The organism is Exiguobacterium sp. s28 (genome assembly GCF_018618135.1).
Classification (GTDB): domain Bacteria; phylum Bacillota; class Bacilli; order Exiguobacteriales; family Exiguobacteriaceae; genus Exiguobacterium; species Exiguobacterium mexicanum_A.
In genome coordinates this window covers 185801-202918 of the sequence record NZ_JACSLL010000002.1, presented here as the reverse complement: position 1 = coordinate 202918, position 17118 = coordinate 185801, and the positions used below count along the sequence as shown (strand labels likewise).

General features: G+C 51.4%; 19 protein-coding genes. 12 read left to right on the top strand and 7 right to left on the bottom strand.

Features of this window, described 5'->3' with window-relative positions; genetic code table 11:
- A complete protein-coding gene (gene def, locus KNP78_RS03390; RefSeq protein ID WP_034777007.1) occupies positions 1–540 on the bottom strand; it encodes a peptide deformylase in 540 nt (179 codons plus the stop codon).
- Between the two features lie 330 nt (positions 541–870).
- On the opposite strand from def, the gene pdhA reads away from it, so the two are divergent.
- The 4 genes from pdhA (at position 871) to lpdA (ending at position 5723) form a co-directional block, all read left to right on the top strand.
- Positions 871–1956, top strand: a complete 1086-nt coding sequence (pdhA, locus tag KNP78_RS03385; protein ID WP_034777009.1) for a pyruvate dehydrogenase (acetyl-transferring) E1 component subunit alpha — start codon at positions 871–873, stop codon at positions 1954–1956.
- Positions 1957–1959: 3 nt separating this feature from the next.
- The gene (locus tag KNP78_RS03380; RefSeq protein ID WP_034777010.1) at positions 1960–2937 is read left to right on the top strand and encodes an alpha-ketoacid dehydrogenase subunit beta; all 978 of its coding nucleotides are present in this window, start codon (positions 1960–1962) and stop codon (positions 2935–2937) included.
- 76 nt (positions 2938–3013) lie between these two features.
- Positions 3014–4306, top strand: coding sequence for a dihydrolipoamide acetyltransferase family protein (locus KNP78_RS03375; RefSeq protein ID WP_034777012.1), 1293 nt, complete (start codon positions 3014–3016; stop codon positions 4304–4306).
- A 4-nt stretch (positions 4307–4310) separates the two neighbouring features.
- Entirely contained in the window at positions 4311–5723 is a 1413-nt protein-coding gene (lpdA, locus tag KNP78_RS03370) for a dihydrolipoyl dehydrogenase (protein ID WP_034777014.1), read from the top strand.
- 17 nt (positions 5724–5740) lie between these two features.
- Here lpdA and aac(6') read toward each other — a convergent pair whose 3' ends face one another.
- Complete coding sequence (gene aac(6') / locus KNP78_RS03365; RefSeq protein WP_034777016.1) at positions 5741–6184, bottom strand: aminoglycoside 6'-N-acetyltransferase; 444 nt, start codon at positions 6182–6184, stop codon at positions 5741–5743.
- Positions 6185–6259: 75 nt separating this feature from the next.
- Between aac(6') and KNP78_RS03360 the strand changes: the two genes are divergently transcribed.
- On the top strand, positions 6260–6583 hold the full coding sequence (locus KNP78_RS03360; protein ID WP_052090094.1) for a DUF3055 domain-containing protein: 324 nt from the start codon (positions 6260–6262) through the stop codon (positions 6581–6583).
- A gap of 107 nt (positions 6584–6690) precedes the next feature.
- Here the strand turns inward: KNP78_RS03360 and KNP78_RS03355 are convergent, their stop codons facing one another.
- On the bottom strand, positions 6691–8172 hold the full coding sequence (locus tag KNP78_RS03355; protein ID WP_034777019.1) for an aminotransferase class I/II-fold pyridoxal phosphate-dependent enzyme: 1482 nt from the start codon (positions 8170–8172) through the stop codon (positions 6691–6693).
- A 172-nt stretch (positions 8173–8344) separates the two neighbouring features.
- Here KNP78_RS03355 and KNP78_RS03350 point away from each other — a divergent pair, with 172 nt between their 5' ends.
- The 3 genes from KNP78_RS03350 to KNP78_RS03340 all read left to right on the top strand — a co-directional run bounded on the left by KNP78_RS03350 (position 8345) and on the right by KNP78_RS03340 (position 10379).
- On the top strand, positions 8345–8611 hold the full coding sequence (locus tag KNP78_RS03350) for a UPF0223 family protein (RefSeq protein WP_034777021.1): 267 nt from the start codon (positions 8345–8347) through the stop codon (positions 8609–8611).
- Between the two features lie 246 nt (positions 8612–8857).
- Positions 8858–9046: a hypothetical protein gene (locus KNP78_RS03345; RefSeq protein WP_015881266.1), complete on the top strand. Its 189-nt coding sequence runs from the start codon at positions 8858–8860 to the stop codon at positions 9044–9046.
- A gap of 79 nt (positions 9047–9125) precedes the next feature.
- Positions 9126–10379, top strand: a complete 1254-nt coding sequence (locus KNP78_RS03340) for an inositol monophosphatase family protein (RefSeq protein WP_034777023.1) — start codon at positions 9126–9128, stop codon at positions 10377–10379.
- Positions 10380–10440: 61 nt separating this feature from the next.
- On the opposite strand, the gene KNP78_RS03335 is transcribed toward KNP78_RS03340, so the two are convergent.
- On the bottom strand, positions 10441–10617 hold the full coding sequence (locus KNP78_RS03335) for a hypothetical protein (RefSeq protein WP_034777025.1): 177 nt from the start codon (positions 10615–10617) through the stop codon (positions 10441–10443).
- A 163-nt stretch (positions 10618–10780) separates the two neighbouring features.
- Between KNP78_RS03335 and typA the strand changes: the two genes are divergently transcribed.
- Positions 10781–12625, top strand: coding sequence for a translational GTPase TypA (gene typA / locus KNP78_RS03330; RefSeq protein ID WP_034777027.1), 1845 nt, complete (start codon positions 10781–10783; stop codon positions 12623–12625).
- Positions 12626–12712: 87 nt separating this feature from the next.
- Positions 12713–13057 carry a YlaH-like family protein gene (locus tag KNP78_RS03325; RefSeq protein ID WP_232939276.1) on the top strand — a complete coding sequence of 115 codons (345 nt, stop codon included), beginning with the start codon at positions 12713–12715 and terminating at the stop codon, positions 13055–13057.
- Between the two features lie 42 nt (positions 13058–13099).
- On the opposite strand, the gene KNP78_RS03320 is transcribed toward KNP78_RS03325, so the two are convergent.
- Complete coding sequence (locus KNP78_RS03320; protein ID WP_021067006.1) at positions 13100–13300, bottom strand: YlaI family protein; 201 nt, start codon at positions 13298–13300, stop codon at positions 13100–13102.
- 112 nt (positions 13301–13412) lie between these two features.
- Here KNP78_RS03320 and KNP78_RS03315 point away from each other — a divergent pair, with 112 nt between their 5' ends.
- Positions 13413–13862, top strand: coding sequence for a PNPOx family protein (locus KNP78_RS03315; RefSeq protein ID WP_034777031.1), 450 nt, complete (start codon positions 13413–13415; stop codon positions 13860–13862).
- 33 nt (positions 13863–13895) lie between these two features.
- Positions 13896–15212: a PhoH family protein gene (locus KNP78_RS03310; protein WP_214823268.1), complete on the top strand. Its 1317-nt coding sequence runs from the start codon at positions 13896–13898 to the stop codon at positions 15210–15212.
- Between the two features lie 28 nt (positions 15213–15240).
- On the opposite strand, the gene KNP78_RS03305 is transcribed toward KNP78_RS03310, so the two are convergent.
- The gene (locus KNP78_RS03305; protein WP_034777035.1) at positions 15241–16452 is read right to left on the bottom strand and encodes a multidrug efflux MFS transporter; all 1212 of its coding nucleotides are present in this window, start codon (positions 16450–16452) and stop codon (positions 15241–15243) included.
- A 94-nt stretch (positions 16453–16546) separates the two neighbouring features.
- The gene (locus KNP78_RS03300; protein ID WP_214823267.1) at positions 16547–17014 is read right to left on the bottom strand and encodes a hypothetical protein; all 468 of its coding nucleotides are present in this window, start codon (positions 17012–17014) and stop codon (positions 16547–16549) included.
- Positions 17015–17118: the final 104 nt, after the last annotated feature.

Below are 17118 nucleotides of genomic sequence, written 5' to 3'. Positions count from 1 at the left end.
TCAAATCGGCTCACCGTAAGTCTCTAACGGGTTGGTTGGATTGATGCGGTCGTAAAACAAGACCCCATCTAAATGGTCGAGCTCATGCTGACAGACGATGGCGCGCATCCCACGGAGACGCAATTTGATCGGGGCACCGTCACGGTCGAATCCTTCGATTGTGATGCGGCGATGGCGTGGGACGTTCCCTTTCACGACGCGATCGACAGATAGGCACCCTTCGCCGCCGTTTAAGTACGTCTGTTCAACCGAGTGGCTCGTGATTTTCGGGTTGAAAATCGATAGTTTGAACGTGTCGTCTTCTTCATGGAGCAAGACCGTGAAGAAACGGCGATTCACACCAAGCTGAGGTGCAGCGATGCCGACGCCGCCACGAAGTTCATACTTCTCGCTCATCTCGGGATCCTGGCTATTGACGAGGAACGTCTCCATTTCGTCGAGTAACGCGAGGTCTTCTGCCGTCGGTGGGACCGGGACCTCGATTGAACGGGTGCGGAGCCGCTCGTCTCCTTCACGAATCACATCTTTCATCGTTAACATGCAAAACTTCCTTTCCAATGGCGATATGATCAATTATATCATATTTATTAGTGATTTCGCCTAGATGGTACAGAAGGTGAAATGAAAATGATACAGAGCCGAAATCAAGAGAAAGATGTGCTCATGTAAGCGTTTTTATGAGGTGAGCATATTTTTTGCGTTATTATAACAACCCGTTTTATACTGACTAGGAAACGGCAGGATAAGTGTTACTTTCCTGAATCACGTTAATACAGATTGCTTTTTTGGACAGATACACTTAAGATTTGAGGTAGTGTTTGATCACAAAAAAGACAATTGTCTCATAGTTGAAAGGATGAGGTGAAACGAATGAACAACGTTCAGGTACTTCAAAACGTGGAAGAAAACTTCCAAACGTTCCGTATTCTCGACGAGAAGGGCGAGGTCGTCAACCAAGACGCGATGCCCGATGTAACGGACGAGCAACTCCAGGAGCTTATGCGCCGCATGGTCTATACTCGAATCTGGGACCAACGTGCCATCTCGCTCAACCGTCAAGGACGCTTAGGTTTCTATGCGCCAGTGGCTGGTCAAGAAGCAACGATGATCGGGACGCAATACGCGCTCGACAAACAAGACTGGATCCTTCCAGGCTACCGTGATATCCCACAACTCGTATTCCACGGACTTCCGCTTTATCAAGCGTTCTTGTTCTCACGTGGCCACGTCGCGGGTAACCGTATCCCTGAAGACGTCAACGTCTTGATGCCACAAATCATCATCGGGGCACAAATCATCCAAACTGCGGGTGTGGCTATGGGCCTCAAACGCAACGGCAACACAAACGTCGCCATTACTTACACGGGTGACGGTGGTTCATCACAAGGTGACTTCTACGAAGGATTGAACTTCGCAGGTGCATTCAAATCACCAGCCATCTTCGTCGTTCAAAACAACCGCTTCGCCATCTCGACACCTGTTGAGAAGCAAACTGCAGCTAAAACGATCGCGCAAAAAGCTGTCGCAGCGGGAATCAACGGAATTCAAGTTGACGGAATGGACGTTCTTGCTGTCCTCGCCGCAACACAACAAGCGCGTAAAGACGCACTTGATGGAACTCCGACGCTCATCGAAGCACTCACATACCGTTACGGACCACATACGCTCGCTGGGGATGACCCAACACGTTACCGTACGAAAGAACTCGATACAGAGTACCAAGAGAAAGATCCGCTCGTACGTTTCCGCCTCTTCCTCGAAGGCAAGAAGCTTTGGAACGAAGACATGGAAAACGAAGTCATCGAGCAAGCGAAAGCAGACGTGAAAGAAGCGATCAGCCTCGCCGACAAAGAACCAAAACAAAAAGTTTCGGACTTCATCAACAACATGTACGAAACACTTCCTTCAAACTTGAAAGAGCAGCTTGAAGAATATACAGCAAAGGAGTCGAAGTAAGTTATGGCTCAAATGACAATGATCCAAGCGATTACTGATGCGATGCGCGTAGAAATGAAGCGCGACGAGAAAGTACTTCTCTTCGGAGAAGACGTTGGTAAAAACGGTGGGGTCTTCCGTGCGACGGAAGGACTTCAAGATGAGTTCGGCGAAGACCGTGTCTTCGATACGCCACTCGCTGAGTCGGGTATCGGTGGTCTTGCAATCGGTCTTGGTCTCACAGGCTTCCGTCCAATCATGGAAGTTCAGTTCTTCGGATTCGTTTTCGAAGTCTTCGACTCGGTTGCTGCTCAAATGGCACGTATGCGTTACCGTTCAGGCGGCGCTTACAGCCAACCGGTTACAATCCGTTCACCATTCGGTGGCGGTGTTAAAACACCAGAACTTCACGCGGACAGCCTTGAAGGCTTGATGGCTCAGACACCTGGTCTTAAAGTCGTCATCCCGTCAACGCCTTACGATGCTAAAGGTCTTTTGATCGCATCGATCCGTGACAACGACCCAGTCGTATTCCTCGAGCATATGAAACTTTACCGTTCATTCCGTGGCGAAGTTCCAGAAGGCGACTACACGATCGAGCTTGGGAAAGCAGACGTGAAGCGCGAAGGAACTGACGTTTCGATCATCACTTACGGTGCAATGGTCCACACGTCACTCAAAGCGGCAGAAGAGCTTGAGAAAGAAGACATCAACGTCGAAGTCATCGACCTTATGACAGTTAGCCCGCTTGATATCGACACAATCGTAGAATCAGTCAAAAAGACTGGTCGCGCCATCGTCGTTCAAGAAGCACAACGTCAAGCAGGTATTGCGGCAAATGTCGTAACTGAAATTCAAGAACGCGCAATTCTTCACCTCGAGGCACCAGTGCTTCGTGTAACTGCACCAGACACGGTCTTCGCTTTCGCACAAGGGGAAGACGCATGGTTACCTGACCATAAAGATGTCGTTGCAAAAGTTAAGGAAGTTATCAACTTCTGATCGTGTTCAAGTAACGATGAGGGAGAATTGTCTCCCTCGTTGTGTTTACATGATGAATTGATGGGAGGAAAAACCAGTGGCAGTATTTGAATTTAAATTACCAGACATCGGTGAAGGAATTCACGAAGGTGAAATCGTCAAGTGGTTCGTAAAAGCAGGGGACACAGTAAAAGAAGATGACATTCTTCTTGAAGTTCAAAACGACAAAGCCGTCGTTGAAATCCCTGCTCCAGTTGATGGAACAGTTAAAGACGTTAAAGTCTCTGAAGGTACAGTTGCGGTCGTCGGTGACGTCCTCATCACGTTCGATATCGAAGGTGACGCGCCAGCAGGCGAAGAGGAAGCAGCTCCTGAACAGCCAAAAGCTGAAGAGAAGACGGAAGACGTGAAAGAAGACGTAAAAGAAGACGGCCCGCGTGAAGTACAACTTCACAAATCGGAGCGCGTCATCGCTATGCCTTCAATCCGCAAGTACGCTCGTGAAAAAGGCATCGACATCCGTGAAGTCAAAGGTTCTGGCGACAACGGCCGCGTCTTGAAAGAAGACATCGATGCATTCGCAAACGGTGAAGCACCAACAGCCGAAGCTACAACAGAGAAAACAGAATCTGTAGCTCCAGCAGCAGCTGCTAAAACGGAAATCAAGCCTTACGAGTCAGCGACGCCTGAACTCGAAACGCGTGAGAAAATCCGTGGAATCCGTAAAGCGATCTCGAAAGCAATGGTCAACTCGAAGCATACAGCTCCACACGTTACACTCATGGACGAAGTCGACGTCACGAAACTCGTCGCACTCCGTAAAGAGTTCAAACAAGTGGCTGCTGACCAAGGCGTGAAACTCACGTACTTGCCATTCGTCGTTAAAGCATTGACAGCTGCAGCGAAAGCTTACCCAGCCATCAACGCATCAATCGATGATGTCAACGAAGAGATCGTCTACAAAAACTACTACAACATCGGTATCGCTGCCGATACGGACAACGGTCTCGTTGTTCCTGTCGTCAAAGAAGCGGACCGTAAGTCAATCTACGCACTCGCTACAAACATCAATGAGCTTGCCGGTAAAGCACGTGAAGGCAAACTTGCTGGGGACGACATGAAAGGCGGATCGATCACAATCACGAACATCGGTTCTGCTGGCGGACAATGGTTCACACCTGTCATCAACCACCCAGAAGTTGCGATTCTCGGTATCGGCCGTATCGCTGAAAAAGCTGTCGTTAAAGACGGTGAGATCGTCGCGGCACCAGTCCTCGCCCTCTCATTCAGCTTTGACCACCGCCTCATCGACGGTGCGACTGCTCAAAACGCACTCAACATGGTGAAACGCTTGCTTCAAGATCCAGCACTTCTAATGATGGAGGGATAAGAACATGGTAGTAGGAGAATTCGCACAAGAAACTGATTTGCTTGTCATCGGCGCCGGTCCTGGTGGATACGTCGCAGCCATTCGTGGCGCACAACTTGGCCTCAAAGTCACAATCGTCGAAAAAGGTAACTTTGGTGGCGTTTGCTTGAACGTCGGTTGTATCCCATCAAAAGCGTTGATCACAGCTGGTCACAACTTCCAGCACGCAAAAGGTCACTCGTCAATGGGTATCACGTCTGACAACGTATCAGTCGACTTCACAAAAGTCCAAGACTGGAAACAGTCGGTCGTCAACAAATTGACTGGCGGCGTCAAAGGCCTTTTGAAAGGTAACAAGATTGACATCGTTCAAGGTGAGGCTTTCTTCGCATCTGAAGACACAGTTCGTGTTATCACAGAAGACAGCTCGACTCCTTACAAGTTCAAAAAAGCGATCATCGCGACTGGTTCGACACCAATCGAGATCCCATCGTTCAAATGGTCAAAACGCGTCCTTTCTTCAACTGGCGCATTGGCTCTTCCTGAAGTACCGAAGAAACTTGTCGTCATCGGCGGCGGTTACATCGGTATGGAGCTTGGCACAGCGTACGCGAACTTCGATACAGAAGTCGTCGTCGTTGAAGGCGCAAGCGACATCTTGTCTGGCTTCGAGCCGCAAATGACGCAAATCGTCAAGAAGAAACTCAAACAAAAAGGTAACGTCACGATTCACACGAACGCTCTTGCAAAAGGCGTCGAGGAAACAGAAGACGGCGTAACAGTTAAGTTTGAAGTGAACGGCGAAGAGCAGTCTGTTGAAGCGGACTACGTCCTCGTCACAGTCGGCCGTCGTCCAAACACTGGCGACATCGGTCTCGAAAACGCGGAAGTTAAAATCAGCGACCGCGGCATCATCGAAATCGACGACCAGTGCAAGACGTCGAACGAAAACATCTACGCAATCGGCGACATCGTACCTGGACCACCGCTCGCGCACAAAGCTTCTTACGAAGCGAAAGTCGCAGCGGAGGCAGCTGCCGGTAAGCCAGCTTACCTCGACTACTCAGCAATCCCAGCGGTCGTCTTCACTGACCCTGAACTTGCAACAGTCGGTTACACAGAGCCACTCGCAAAAGAAGAAGGACTTGAGATCACTGTATCGAAATTCCCATTCGCAGCGAACGGCCGTGCCCTCGCTCTCGACGAGCCAGACGGCTTCATGAAGCTCATCACGCGTAAAGAGGACGGTCTCTTGATCGGTGCTCAAATCGCGGGTACAGGCGCTTCAGATATGATCGCCGAGCTTGGTCTCGCCATCGAAGCAGGCATGACTGCAGAAGATATCGCGCTTACAATCCACGCTCACCCATCACTCGGTGAGATGGCAATGGAAGCGGCAGAAATCGCAATGGGTATGCCAATCCACGTCGTTAAATAAGTCAAAAGCTCTCTCGCTTACTCGCGAGAGAGCTTTTTTATGTAATGAACGGTCCGTTCGACTTCTTGAAAGCCGATCCGTTCATGGAATTGTTGGCTGCCGACGTTTTCGATTTCCGTATCCGAAGCGAGCTCGTCGCATCCGTTCGACCGGGCGTATACGGAGGCCGCCTCGACGAGGCGTGTCGCCACGTCCTGCTGCCGCGCGGCTTCGATGACGTAAATCCCTTCTATAAACGCGGTCGGGGAGGTGGAGGTGCCAGGGACATAGTCATGACGGAAGCTGAGCTGACAAAATCCGACCGGTTCATCCGTTTCCGCGATAAAATAGTGCATCTTGCCGGAGCGGATCCCGAGCCGGACCTCAGGGGTCAGTTCAGCAACGGGGGCGTCTGGCCATAGTTGTCGCATGAGAGCTACCAGTTCAAGGCAATCTTGTTCATTCGCTTTTCGAATCTTCATCAGTCGTCCTCCTTATGTTTCGTACGTTCAGTATAAAGGAAAATAAAGAATGAAGTGAGAAAGGAGGGAACGATGATGGCGTTCGATGAAGAATTGTTATACACCGTCTCTGAGACGAGCCGCGTCCGATTCACGGGGATCGAGACAGAGACGTCACGTTATGATTTCGGTTTTGTGTATACACATCAATTTATGGGGAAAGTGCTCGTCGTCTGCATGCAGACCGGACAGTCTGCCCTTCTTGACGTCCATGCGCTCGAAGAACCGAGACAGCTCTATCCGATGCTCGGCATCGCCTTGCGAGACACCGGACACGTCGCTGAGTTTTTACGCCTTTGTCTAACTGAAAATGAGACTGAATCCAACCAAACTGAAAATTCACCCCTTGAAAAAATGTAAGCGTTTTCTTATAATGGAACGTAGGGGAAGCAATTCGATCATCATAAGCCACCTTTTCTTCTGATGACACAAAGCGAGCCGGTCCATTGGACCGGCTCGCTTTCGTCTTAGCGGATAGCTTTTGTTTGTTGGATGACTTTAATCATTTGGAGCGACTCGTCTTCTAGACCTTGGACCGGGAGACCGGCCTCGATGTTGGCCATAATATATTCGAGCGTCGATGTCGTGATGAGCTCTCCCGGAATAATGATTGGGATTCCTGGTGGATACACCATGATGAACTCGGCCGAGATGCGTCCGACGGCGTTCTCGAGTGGAATCGTCTCCGTTTCCTCGTAGAAGGCGTCACGCGGGCTGAGCGCGAGTGGCGGGATCTCAGGGAGCATGATCGACAACGAATCGTTTCCAGACTGGTCGTAGACCGATACGACGTCACGCATCCCGTCAATCAACGCTTGAATCGTCGACTCGTCGTCGGCGCTCGTCACGATGAACAAGACGTTCAACAGATCTGACATCTCGACTTCGATGCGGTGCGTCTCGCGCAAGTACTTCTCGACTTCAAAGCCGGTGATCCCGAGCTCGCGGACCGAGACGAGGATTTTCGTCTCGTCGAGCGCGTACGTCGACTCTGAATGGAGTTCGGCGTGACCGTAGACCGACAAGTGCGGCATGTTGTCGATGGCCACTCGAGCCAATCGTGCGAGCGTGAGGGCACGTTCGTTCATCGCCTCTCCTTTTGTCGCCAATTGGCGACGGGCCGCATCGAGCGACGCGAGGAGGAGGTAAGACGTCGATGTCGTCGTGATCATCGAGAGCATCGCGTGAATCCGTTCTGGTGAGACGAGTCCGCGGCGGACGTTCAAAATGGAACTCCCGGTCATCGAGCCGCCGAGTTTGTGCACACTCGTTGCCGCGACGTCCGCGCCGGCCTGCATCGCCGAGAGCGGGAGTTCGTCGTGGAACGGCAAGTGGACACCGTGTGCCTCATCGACGAGGACAGGTACGTCTTGGGCATGGGCGACGGCGACGATCCGTTCTAAATCACCAGCGATCCCGAAGTAAGTCGGGTTGATGACGAGGACGGCTTTCGTGTCAGGGTGCATCTCGAGGGCGCGTTCGACGGCACTTGCCGTGATTCCGTGGGCGATTCCGTATGTCTCATCATATTCAGGGTGAATGAAGACAGGGTGGGCCCCGGTCAAGACGAGCGCGGACATAACAGATTTATGGACGTTGCGCGGCACAATGATCTTCTCGTTCGGTCCGACGACGCCCATGATCATTGCCATGATGGCGCTTGATGTCCCTTGAACTGAGAAGAACGTCTCGTCGGCACGGAACGCTTCGGCTGCGAGGCGCTCGGCCTCGGCAATCGACGCTTTCGGATGATGAAGGTCATCGAGCGGGGCGATGTTGATCAGGTCGATCTTCAAAGCGTTCTCGCCGATGAAGTCGCGGAACTCAGGGTCCATTCCTTTCCCGCCTTTATGGCCTGGGATGTGGAATGCGATCGGATTCGTGTCCACGTGCGTGAGCAACGTGTCAAAGAGCGGTGTCTCGAGCTGTGTAGCACCTTTAAGTTTCAATAGTAAGTCCTCCTTGATAGCAGTGTGTATATGGGTTGTCGGTTTAGGTTCAATCTCATGTCATTTTAGACGTTTCGTTTTAAAAAACAATGCAACAAAAAAACTATAGTGATTTCTATCCCAACTTGCAATAGTTTTTTTTGTTGATACAATGGTTGTCGAGGTGAAGAATATGCAAATCAACTATCCGATTAATCCGGACTGGACGACGGATGAGCTCATAGAAGTCGTCGAGTTCTACAATCAAGTCGCCCTTGCCAATGAAGGCGGTGTCGACCGCGAAACGTTTTTGGATGCGTATCGGTCGTTCAAACAAATCGTGACATCGAAATCAGAAGAAAAACAACTGAGCGCCGTGCACGACGAACAGACCGGATACTCTACCTATCGTACGGTCCAAGCGGCCCTAAAATCAAATGCAAAGATTATAAAATTGTAACTGCTGGAAAGCATGGGAGAACAGAACAGTTTTCTCATGCTTTTTTTGTTATTTGTCTTTTAAATAGGGTACATATTATTAACAGTTATTTCAGGTTTAGCGTCAGTTGAAATGGGAATATACTCACTAAGATAAAAAATTCAAAATAGTCAGACAATTCTCTTTCCTTTTTGAATCTCATCTGATATACTCAATTCAACTCACTAAACCGTAACTTGTAGCCCAACTAAAGGAGTGTGGCATCTCATGAAACAAGTGATCGAGGCATTCAAAAGAAAAGACGCAGAAAAACGGATTCCGGTGCTGCGCTTAGAGATTGATTATGAATTGGCAACTCTCTTCGATGCGATGGCGTCACAAGACGATGCCACTGTCCAGGCTAGCAAGCATCGGTTAGAGAAATATCGCCAAGAACTTTTGCGTCTCGAAGCCTGACCCACAACCACTCATTCAACCAGTATTCCATGCGGATACTGGTTTTTGTTTGGTACAATACATAGTAGAGGTGATAAACATGTTGGAATGGTTCGCGATTGACTTGATTAAACAAGCAGGGGAATATATTCGGCAAAAAATCGATGAGAGCTATCGCATCGAACGAAAGACAGGTAAAGGGGATTTGGTCACAGAAATCGATCGAGCCGTCGAACAGTTGATTGTCGACCGTATCCGTGAAACGTACCCCGAGCATCACATCATCGGGGAAGAAGGAATCTCGACAGGACCGGACGACTTGTCCGGAACGGTCTGGTTTGTCGATCCGATCGATGGGACGTTGAACTTCATCCATCAGAAGCGCATGTTCGCCATCTCAGTGGCCGTCATGATCGATGGGGTCGTCGAATACGGCTTCGTCTATGATGTGATGGCGGATGAGCTGTTCGTGGCACGTCGCGGCGTTGGGACGACGCTGAACGGTCGTAAGCTTCCGGCCATCCAAGAACATCATGTCCGTGACGCCTTCCTGAGCATGAACGCGACTTGGGTCACACCGAATCAGCAGATCGCTCCGGAAGTACTCGCCCCAATCGTGCGCGACTCGGTCGGCACGCGGGCCCATGGCGCCGCGTCGCTCGAACTCGCGTGGCTCGCCGCGGGTCGGGTCGACGGGTACATCACGATGCGGAATATGCCGTGGGATTATGCGGCTGGAAAACTGCTCGTCGAGGAAGTCGGAGGCAGAGTCGTCTCAATTTACGGGGAACCGGTCCGTTATGACGGGAAGACGTCGGTCCTTGCCGGTAGCGAGACGTTCGTCAAAGATGTCGTCAAACACTATGTCATCGCCAAAGGGGCGGCGCCGGAAGTGAGACCTGATCTTCAGATTGGGATTAACGGCTCCTACGACCGTGTCCGGGACTTGCTCGTCTTGGCCAATCCGAACGAGGCGATGGTGCGTGAGCAGTATGAAGCGGGGGAGACATATGAAGCGACGCTCGGCGGAGAACGCGTCGGAGCGTATATGTTGGTGCGGCGCAGTGAAACGCTGCTCGAGCTCGTCAATATCGCCGTCAAGCCGGAGCGGCAAAACCAGACGATCGGACAACGGCTGCTCCAAGACGCGATTCGTCGGGCCGAGCAAAGCGGTGCGAAGCAGATGCTCGTCTGTACGGGCAACTCGAGCATCGTCCAGTTGCGATTTTATCAACAAGCTGGCTTCCGCTTCGACTCGGTCGAGCGCGACTACTTCCCGAGCCATGGTTATCCGCCAATCGAAGAGGACGGGCTCGCCTTGCGTGACCGCATCTGTCTGACACGCGACTTATAAGCGTGTCAGACAGAAGGACAAGCTCATAAACAAGGCCCGGGCGCAGCGCCCGGGCCTTCTGTTATGGACGTCGGTCAGAGAGGACGCGACGGCGTAAGTTGATACCGAAGAACGTGGCGATGCCGCTCAAGGCGAGACTGCCGATGATGATGGCGGCACTTCCTTCGGCCACCCCAATTCCGATGCCGACGAAACCGGCGACGACCGCGGTCGCGATTAAAACGAACATGAGTTGCATGGAGATTCCCCCTTTTTTCTCTAGTCTTCTTTATTGTAGTCAAAAATGATGCGTTTGGAAACGTTAACAGTTGATAACACTCGACAAAGGTGGTGGGACGTGTGCTATACTCTTAAAGTTGAATAAAAGATGAAACTTTTTTAAATAAGAGAGGACTAACTACATGAATGTAAGAACTAACCTTCGGAACGTAGCCATCATCGCCCACGTTGACCACGGTAAAACAACGCTTGTCGATGAATTATTGAAACAGTCTGGTACTTTCCGGACAAACGAAATGGTCGCAGAACGCGCCATGGACTCGAACGACATCGAACGTGAGCGCGGAATCACGATTCTCGCGAAAAACACGGCAATCGATTATAAAGATACACGCATCAACATCGTTGATACACCAGGTCACGCCGACTTCGGTGGTGAAGTTGAGCGGATCATGCGTATGGTTGACGGCGTTATCCTCGTCGTCGATGCACGTGAAGGCTGCATGCCACAAACGCGTTTCGTATTGAAGAAAGCACTCGACCAAGGTCTCCGTCCAATCGTTGTCGTTAACAAAATCGACAAGCCGATGGTACGCCCACTCGACGTTGTCGATGAAGTTGTCGACTTGTTGATCGACCTTGGAGCAGATGAAGATCAACTTGAATTCCCTGTCGTCTATACGTCTGCTGTCAGCGGTTCAAGTTCGTTCGATCCTGATCCAGAGAAGCAAGAAGATACAATCACGTACGTGCTCGACACGATTCTTGAGAACACACCGGCACCAATCGATAACTCGGATGAGCCGCTTCAGTTCCAAGTCACGATGCTCGACTATGACAACTACCTTGGCCGGATCGGTGTCGGTCGCGTCTTCCGTGGGAAAATCAAAGTTGGCGAGTCAGTCTCACTTTGCAAAACAGACGGATCAATCAAACAATTGCGCGTCACTAAATTGTTCGGTTACTTCGGCCTCAAACGTGTTGAAATCGAAGAAGCCAAAGCTGGTGACTTGATCGCCATCGCCGGGATGGAAGACATCAACGTCGGTGAAACGGTCACGCCAGTCGGTAAAGAAGAGCCACTTCCGCTCCTTCGCATCGATGAGCCAACACTTCAAATGCGTTTCATGACGAACAACTCTCCATTCGCAGGGCGCGAAGGCGATTTCGTGACGGCACGTAAAATCGAAGAGCGTTTGATGAAACAACTTGAGACGGACGTTTCACTCCGTGTCGAGAACACAGATTCTCCTGACCAATGGATCGTATCAGGACGCGGTGAGCTTCACCTCGGGATCTTGATCGAGAACATGCGTCGTGAGGGCTACGAACTTCAAGTTTCGAAACCACAAGTTATCATCCGTGAAGACGAAGATGGTACGAAGATCGAACCGTTCGAGCGCGTCATCGTTGACGTCCCAGAAGAGTACACGGGTTCAGTCATGGAATCAATCGGTCTCCGTAAAGGTGAACTTGCCAACATGAACACGAACGACAACGGTCAAACACGTATGGAATTTATCGTTCCTTCACGTGGCCTCATCGGATATCGTAACGAGTTCTTGTCAGCGACACGCGGATACGGAATCTTGAACCACACGTTCGAAGAGTACCGTCCGTTCATCTCTGCTGACATCGGCGGCCGCCGCAGCGGTGTCATGGTTTGTATCGAACCTGGTAAGTCGACGGCTTACTCGATCGGTGCCCTTGAAGATCGTGGAACGATCTTCATCGAGCCAGGTGTAGAAGTATACGAGGGAATGATCATCGGTGAATGTAACCGCGACGTCGACCTCGCGATCAACGCTGTCAAAGGCAAACAGTTGACGAACATGCGTGCTTCAGCAAAAGACTCGACACAAGTCTTGAAACGTCCACGCGTCTTCTCACTCGAAGAGTCGCTCACGTTCTTGAACGATGACGAGTACTGTGAAATCACGCCGGAGTCAATCCGTCTCCGTAAAAAAGTCTTGAACAAGAACGAACGCGAGAAAGCTGACAAGCGTCGTAAACTTGGTAAAGAATAAGTCAGAAAAAAAGGGAGCGCCTAGGCGTTCCCTTTTGTTTTGGATAGTGTAGAATGGTTGTGAAGGAAATAAAGGGGGATTATCAGCTTGAAAGCTTCTCAAACGATGGACATCACACAAATCGATGTGCCGTGGATTGCCTCGCTACTTGGCGTCGGCAGTGACGCGAACGATTTCTCGGTCGGGTTTAACGCCTTGATCATCACGGTCATCTTATTGACGATACTCGTGTTTAAATTAGGTTTTGCCAAACAATTGACGTGGTGGAAGTCGCTCGTCGTCTATATGTTGCTCGCACTTGGGGCAGGCACGATGGCGCTCGTCTTCTTCACATGGCCGATTCCAGAAGTTCTCCTTGTCATGGCTGTCGTCTTGGCGATTTACCGGGGCCGCCTCTGGTGGAACCGTCGACAAGGCGTCGAATCACACTGAAAAAATGGACGTTTCGCCCGAGGGCGAAACGTCCATTTTTGATTACCATCTCCGTTTTTGACGGAACGATGGATATAGGTGGAATTGGCCGGTCGCGGCACGCTCCGCAGTTCGCGCGGTGATGCGTTCTTGACACGTCTGGCACATGTACGTTTTAGCAGGCTTATTACGAAGTCGTTTCGCTTCGAACGACCACGAATCAATCGTATCGATTTTGTCACAAAGAGAGCACTTTACGCGCATGGTCTCACCTTCCTCTTCGTTGATTATAGCATGATTTCAGGAGAGAAAAGCAGGGAAAGAGGTTTGTAAGGGCGAATCCATTTCGTATACCCGTTCGGGAGGAGGGGAGTATATGGCGAGCAAAGCCGCGTTCGAACTCTCAAAGGCACAACAAGGTACGTTGAATGATATGCCATTGACATTTTTAATCACATTTGACGAACCGAAACGGTGGCCGATCACCCATGCCATCAGCTGGGTGCAAGCGCCGAATGAAGTAACGATACGTTTCGCCTTGACGAAAAATTCGCATTTGATCACGTTGCTTGGGAATGAACGGACCGCAAGTCTCATCTTTATAGAAGGAGGCCTGGCTTACAGTGTGGCCTTGTCGCATGTGGCCGAGTTCGAGCCAAGCGTGAAGCCGGGATTGCACCTTCGCTTTTTTGAAGGGCACGTTGAAGAAGTCCGTAACGTCTCCTTTTACGGGGCGACATATGGACAACCGGACATCGTCAAGACGTACGATGTCGAAGCAGCAGAAAAGCTGGACCGTGAAGTCAAGGAGAGTTTGAATTCTTGATCACCATCCTATTTTCGAGGGGCGGCAAAGTCTATGAAAAAAACGTATGTGCTCGATACGAACGTACTCTTACACGATCCACTATCCTTGTTCCAATTCGATGAGCACGATGTCGTCATCCCCGCCATCGTATTAGAAGAGCTTGACGGCAAAAAACGCAATATGGACGAGGTCGGACGTAACGCCCGTGAGACGGCGCGTGTACTCGACCAACTCCGCACGACCGGGAAACTGCATGACGGGGTACCGCTCGAGAATGGCGGTCACTTGTTCGTCGAGATCGGCCATGAACATACCGTCGATTTCCCGTTCGACGTCATGACGAACGATAACCGCATTTTGACCGTGGCGCTCGGCCTGATGAAACAATACGAGCACGACCGGACCCGTAAAGTCGTCGTCGTCTCGAAAGATATACTTGTCCGCGTCAAGGCGGACGCGATCGGTATTGAAGCCGAAGACTATTTGACCGACCATATCGTCGATACGACGAACCTATATGCCGGCTACCGGGAGATCGAGGTCGATCAAGCCGTCATCGATGAATTTTACAAAGTCCGGCAGCTGCCGCTGTCTGCGTTGACGAAAAATCAACTGTACCCGAATTCATTCGTCGTTTTAAAAAGCAACGTCTCGAAAGCGAGCGCAGTCGCGGTCGTCGATTCGCTGCAACCGATCCTTCGTCCGCTCTCCCTAGACGTCGAACACGTCTGGGGCATCCATCCGCGCAACGTCCAACAGCGGATGGCACTCGACTTGTTGCTTCGTGACGATATCCCGTTCGTGACGTTGCTCGGGAAAGCCGGAACCGGGAAGACACTTCTCGCGCTCGCGGCCGGGTTGTCGCTCGTTGAAGACGAGCGTCGTTTCAATAAGCTCGTCGTCGCCCGTCCGGTCGTCCCAATGGGGAACGATATCGGCTACTTGCCGGGGGAGATGGAAGAAAAGCTGCGGCCTTGGATGCAACCGATTTACGATAACTTAGAGTTTTTGTTTAATGCCAATTCGAAAGACGAGCTCGGGAACATCTTGGCCGGCATCAAATCGATTCAGCTCGAGGCGCTCACGTATATCCGTGGCCGCAGCATGCCGGACCAGTTCATCATCATCGATGAGGCCCAGAACTTGACGAAACACGAGATCAAGACGATCCTGACCCGCGTCGGGGAGAATTCGAAAATCGTCCTCGTCGGCGATCCGTATCAAATCGATCACCCATATTTGGATGAATATTCGAACGGTCTCACGTACGCCGTCGAACGGTTCAAAGGGCAAAACGTATTCGGCCACGTCCAACTCATCAAAGGGGAGCGCTCGTCGCTCGCCCGGTTGGCAGCCGATTTACTATAACGAAAAACGCCGAGCGGCTGCTCGGCGTTTATTTCGTATTCGGATGAAGTGCCACTTGCACGTTCGATTTTTCGAGCAAGGCGTTCGTCAACATAATCAAACCGGTCACGATGAAGAGGGCGGAGAAGCCGAAATGCGCGACGACTTGAGACCCGAACAACGGTCCGAGCAGGTTACCCATGAACTGGGCCGACTGATTATAAGAGAAGATGCGCCCGGCCGCTCGGCTCGGCGTGTGTTGTCGCAAAAGCGACTGCACGGACGGCATGAGCGCCGCGGTGGCGAAACCGAGGCCGAATCGCAACACGACGAGTTGCGTCGTCGACGTCACGAACGCCTGTGGAATCAAGAAGGCACTATAGACGATGAGCGCCCAAAACAAGATACGTTCGGCCCCGTACCGGTCCGATAGCCGCCCGAGCCGCTGTGCGGAAATGAGCGCGGCCACACCCGGTGCCGAGGCGACGATGCCGGCGATAAAGGCGAGCGATGTCGTATACGGGTTCAATTCCCGGACATACAGTGTCAGTAACGGACCGACCGATTGCGTCGAGAAGGTGATTAAAAACGTCGTTAAAAAGAGACTTAAGATCAGTTGTGGATGGCGGAGCGAGGCGATGATCGATTTGGTCGAATCTAGCCGTTCGCGCGCCACTGGGACGAAGTCCTCTTTGACGAACACGAGTGTGATGATGAACGTGATAAATAGGGCACTGCCGGTCAAGAGAAAAACGGGTCGAAGCCCAATCCAGTCGGCGAGGAGTCCTCCGATCAATGGACCGAGGAGTCCGCCGGTGATGCCACCGGTCGACAAGGTACCGAGCGCCCAGCCACTTTTCTCTTTTGGCGTTTGTGAAGCGACGAGGGTGATCCCCGCCGAGATGAACCCGGAGACGGCACCCATGAGGAGCCGAAGGCCGACGAGTTGATACACGTCTTGGACGAAACTGATGAGCGTCATCACGACGGCCATGCCGAGACTTGCCCGAATGAGCATCAGCTTGCGGCCTTTTTGGTCGGCGAGCCTTCCCCAGAGCGGGGAGACGATGGCGGCCACGAGGAACGTGGCCCCGAAAGCGACGGCTGACCAGGTGACGACGTGATCGGGATTCGTGACCCCGAGCTCTTCGATAAATAAGGGGAGGAACGGTAAGACGAGGCTCATCGAGGCCGCCGTCAAAAAGCTACCGATCCAAACGATGATTAAGTTTTTCTTCCATAAAGGATACGTAAGCGTCACGACCTTTCAAACATGAAGTTTTTCCATAACCTATATGTTACACTTTGTGAAGTAAAAAGTCCAAAAAAATGAGAAGGCGCTATGGCCTTCTCGATCAAGCTTCTGTTCGCACTGCGATATGGTGGACGCCGCGCAAAACTTGCTGATGATACAAGACGTATACCGGGCCGTCCGTGAGCACTTTCCCGTCCTTCGAGAACTGGAGATAGACGGTGCGCGCCTCATCGATTGGTAGCGTGAGCACCGATTCCCCATAAAAGCTGACGTGTGTCGCCGTAGCGATTGGTTCAGCGTTTTGCAGGAACGGAGCGAACGGCATCGCGAACGAGTCGCGAAGCGCCGCGTCTTTATCGGCCCGAGTCATCGGTTTATTGTGGTCGACACGTGTCCCTTGTGTCAAGCCGTCGTCCCATGCCTTCCCTATCTTGGCATAATACGCTTCATTATCATTCTCAACCGCGCGGTCGAGTTCCTCGATGTTCCGCTTGCGGTCGTCGAAAATCCATACGGTCGGGTCGATCGTCAACGCGTGACGAACCGCTCCGTCTAGTGGAAAAATCATTGATACGCCCCCTTTATTCACGATACACTGTACATTATACAGCTCTTCCGGGGAAAAAGGGAAACTGCGAGAAACTCATAGTGAATCCAGACTGTTCATTGAAT

What these genes read in the sequence shown, in the direction of transcription:
- KNP78_RS03335 (WP_034777025.1), bottom strand. Translation starts at nt 10,617, where the DNA reads ATGCAACTCATGTTCGTTTTAATCGCGACCGCGGTCGTCGCCGGTTTC.
- def (WP_034777007.1), bottom strand. Translation starts at nt 540, where the DNA reads ATGTTAACGATGAAAGATGTGATTCGTGAAGGAGACGAGCGGCTCCGC.
- KNP78_RS03360 (WP_052090094.1), top strand. Translation starts at nt 6,260, where the DNA reads ATGGCGTTCGATGAAGAATTGTTATACACCGTCTCTGAGACGAGCCGC.
- KNP78_RS03310 (WP_214823268.1), top strand. Translation starts at nt 13,896, where the DNA reads ATGAAAAAAACGTATGTGCTCGATACGAACGTACTCTTACACGATCCA.
- KNP78_RS03380 (WP_034777010.1), top strand. Translation starts at nt 1,960, where the DNA reads ATGGCTCAAATGACAATGATCCAAGCGATTACTGATGCGATGCGCGTA.
- KNP78_RS03315 (WP_034777031.1), top strand. Translation starts at nt 13,413, where the DNA reads ATGGCGAGCAAAGCCGCGTTCGAACTCTCAAAGGCACAACAAGGTACG.
- KNP78_RS03345 (WP_015881266.1), top strand. Translation starts at nt 8,858, where the DNA reads ATGAAACAAGTGATCGAGGCATTCAAAAGAAAAGACGCAGAAAAACGG.
- KNP78_RS03340 (WP_034777023.1), top strand. Translation starts at nt 9,126, where the DNA reads ATGTTGGAATGGTTCGCGATTGACTTGATTAAACAAGCAGGGGAATAT.
- typA (WP_034777027.1), top strand. Translation starts at nt 10,781, where the DNA reads ATGAATGTAAGAACTAACCTTCGGAACGTAGCCATCATCGCCCACGTT.
- KNP78_RS03300 (WP_214823267.1), bottom strand. Translation starts at nt 17,014, where the DNA reads ATGATTTTTCCACTAGACGGAGCGGTTCGTCACGCGTTGACGATCGAC.
- KNP78_RS03320 (WP_021067006.1), bottom strand. Translation starts at nt 13,300, where the DNA reads ATGCGCGTAAAGTGCTCTCTTTGTGACAAAATCGATACGATTGATTCG.
- lpdA (WP_034777014.1), top strand. Translation starts at nt 4,311, where the DNA reads ATGGTAGTAGGAGAATTCGCACAAGAAACTGATTTGCTTGTCATCGGC.
- pdhA (WP_034777009.1), top strand. Translation starts at nt 871, where the DNA reads ATGAACAACGTTCAGGTACTTCAAAACGTGGAAGAAAACTTCCAAACG.
- KNP78_RS03350 (WP_034777021.1), top strand. Translation starts at nt 8,345, where the DNA reads ATGCAAATCAACTATCCGATTAATCCGGACTGGACGACGGATGAGCTC.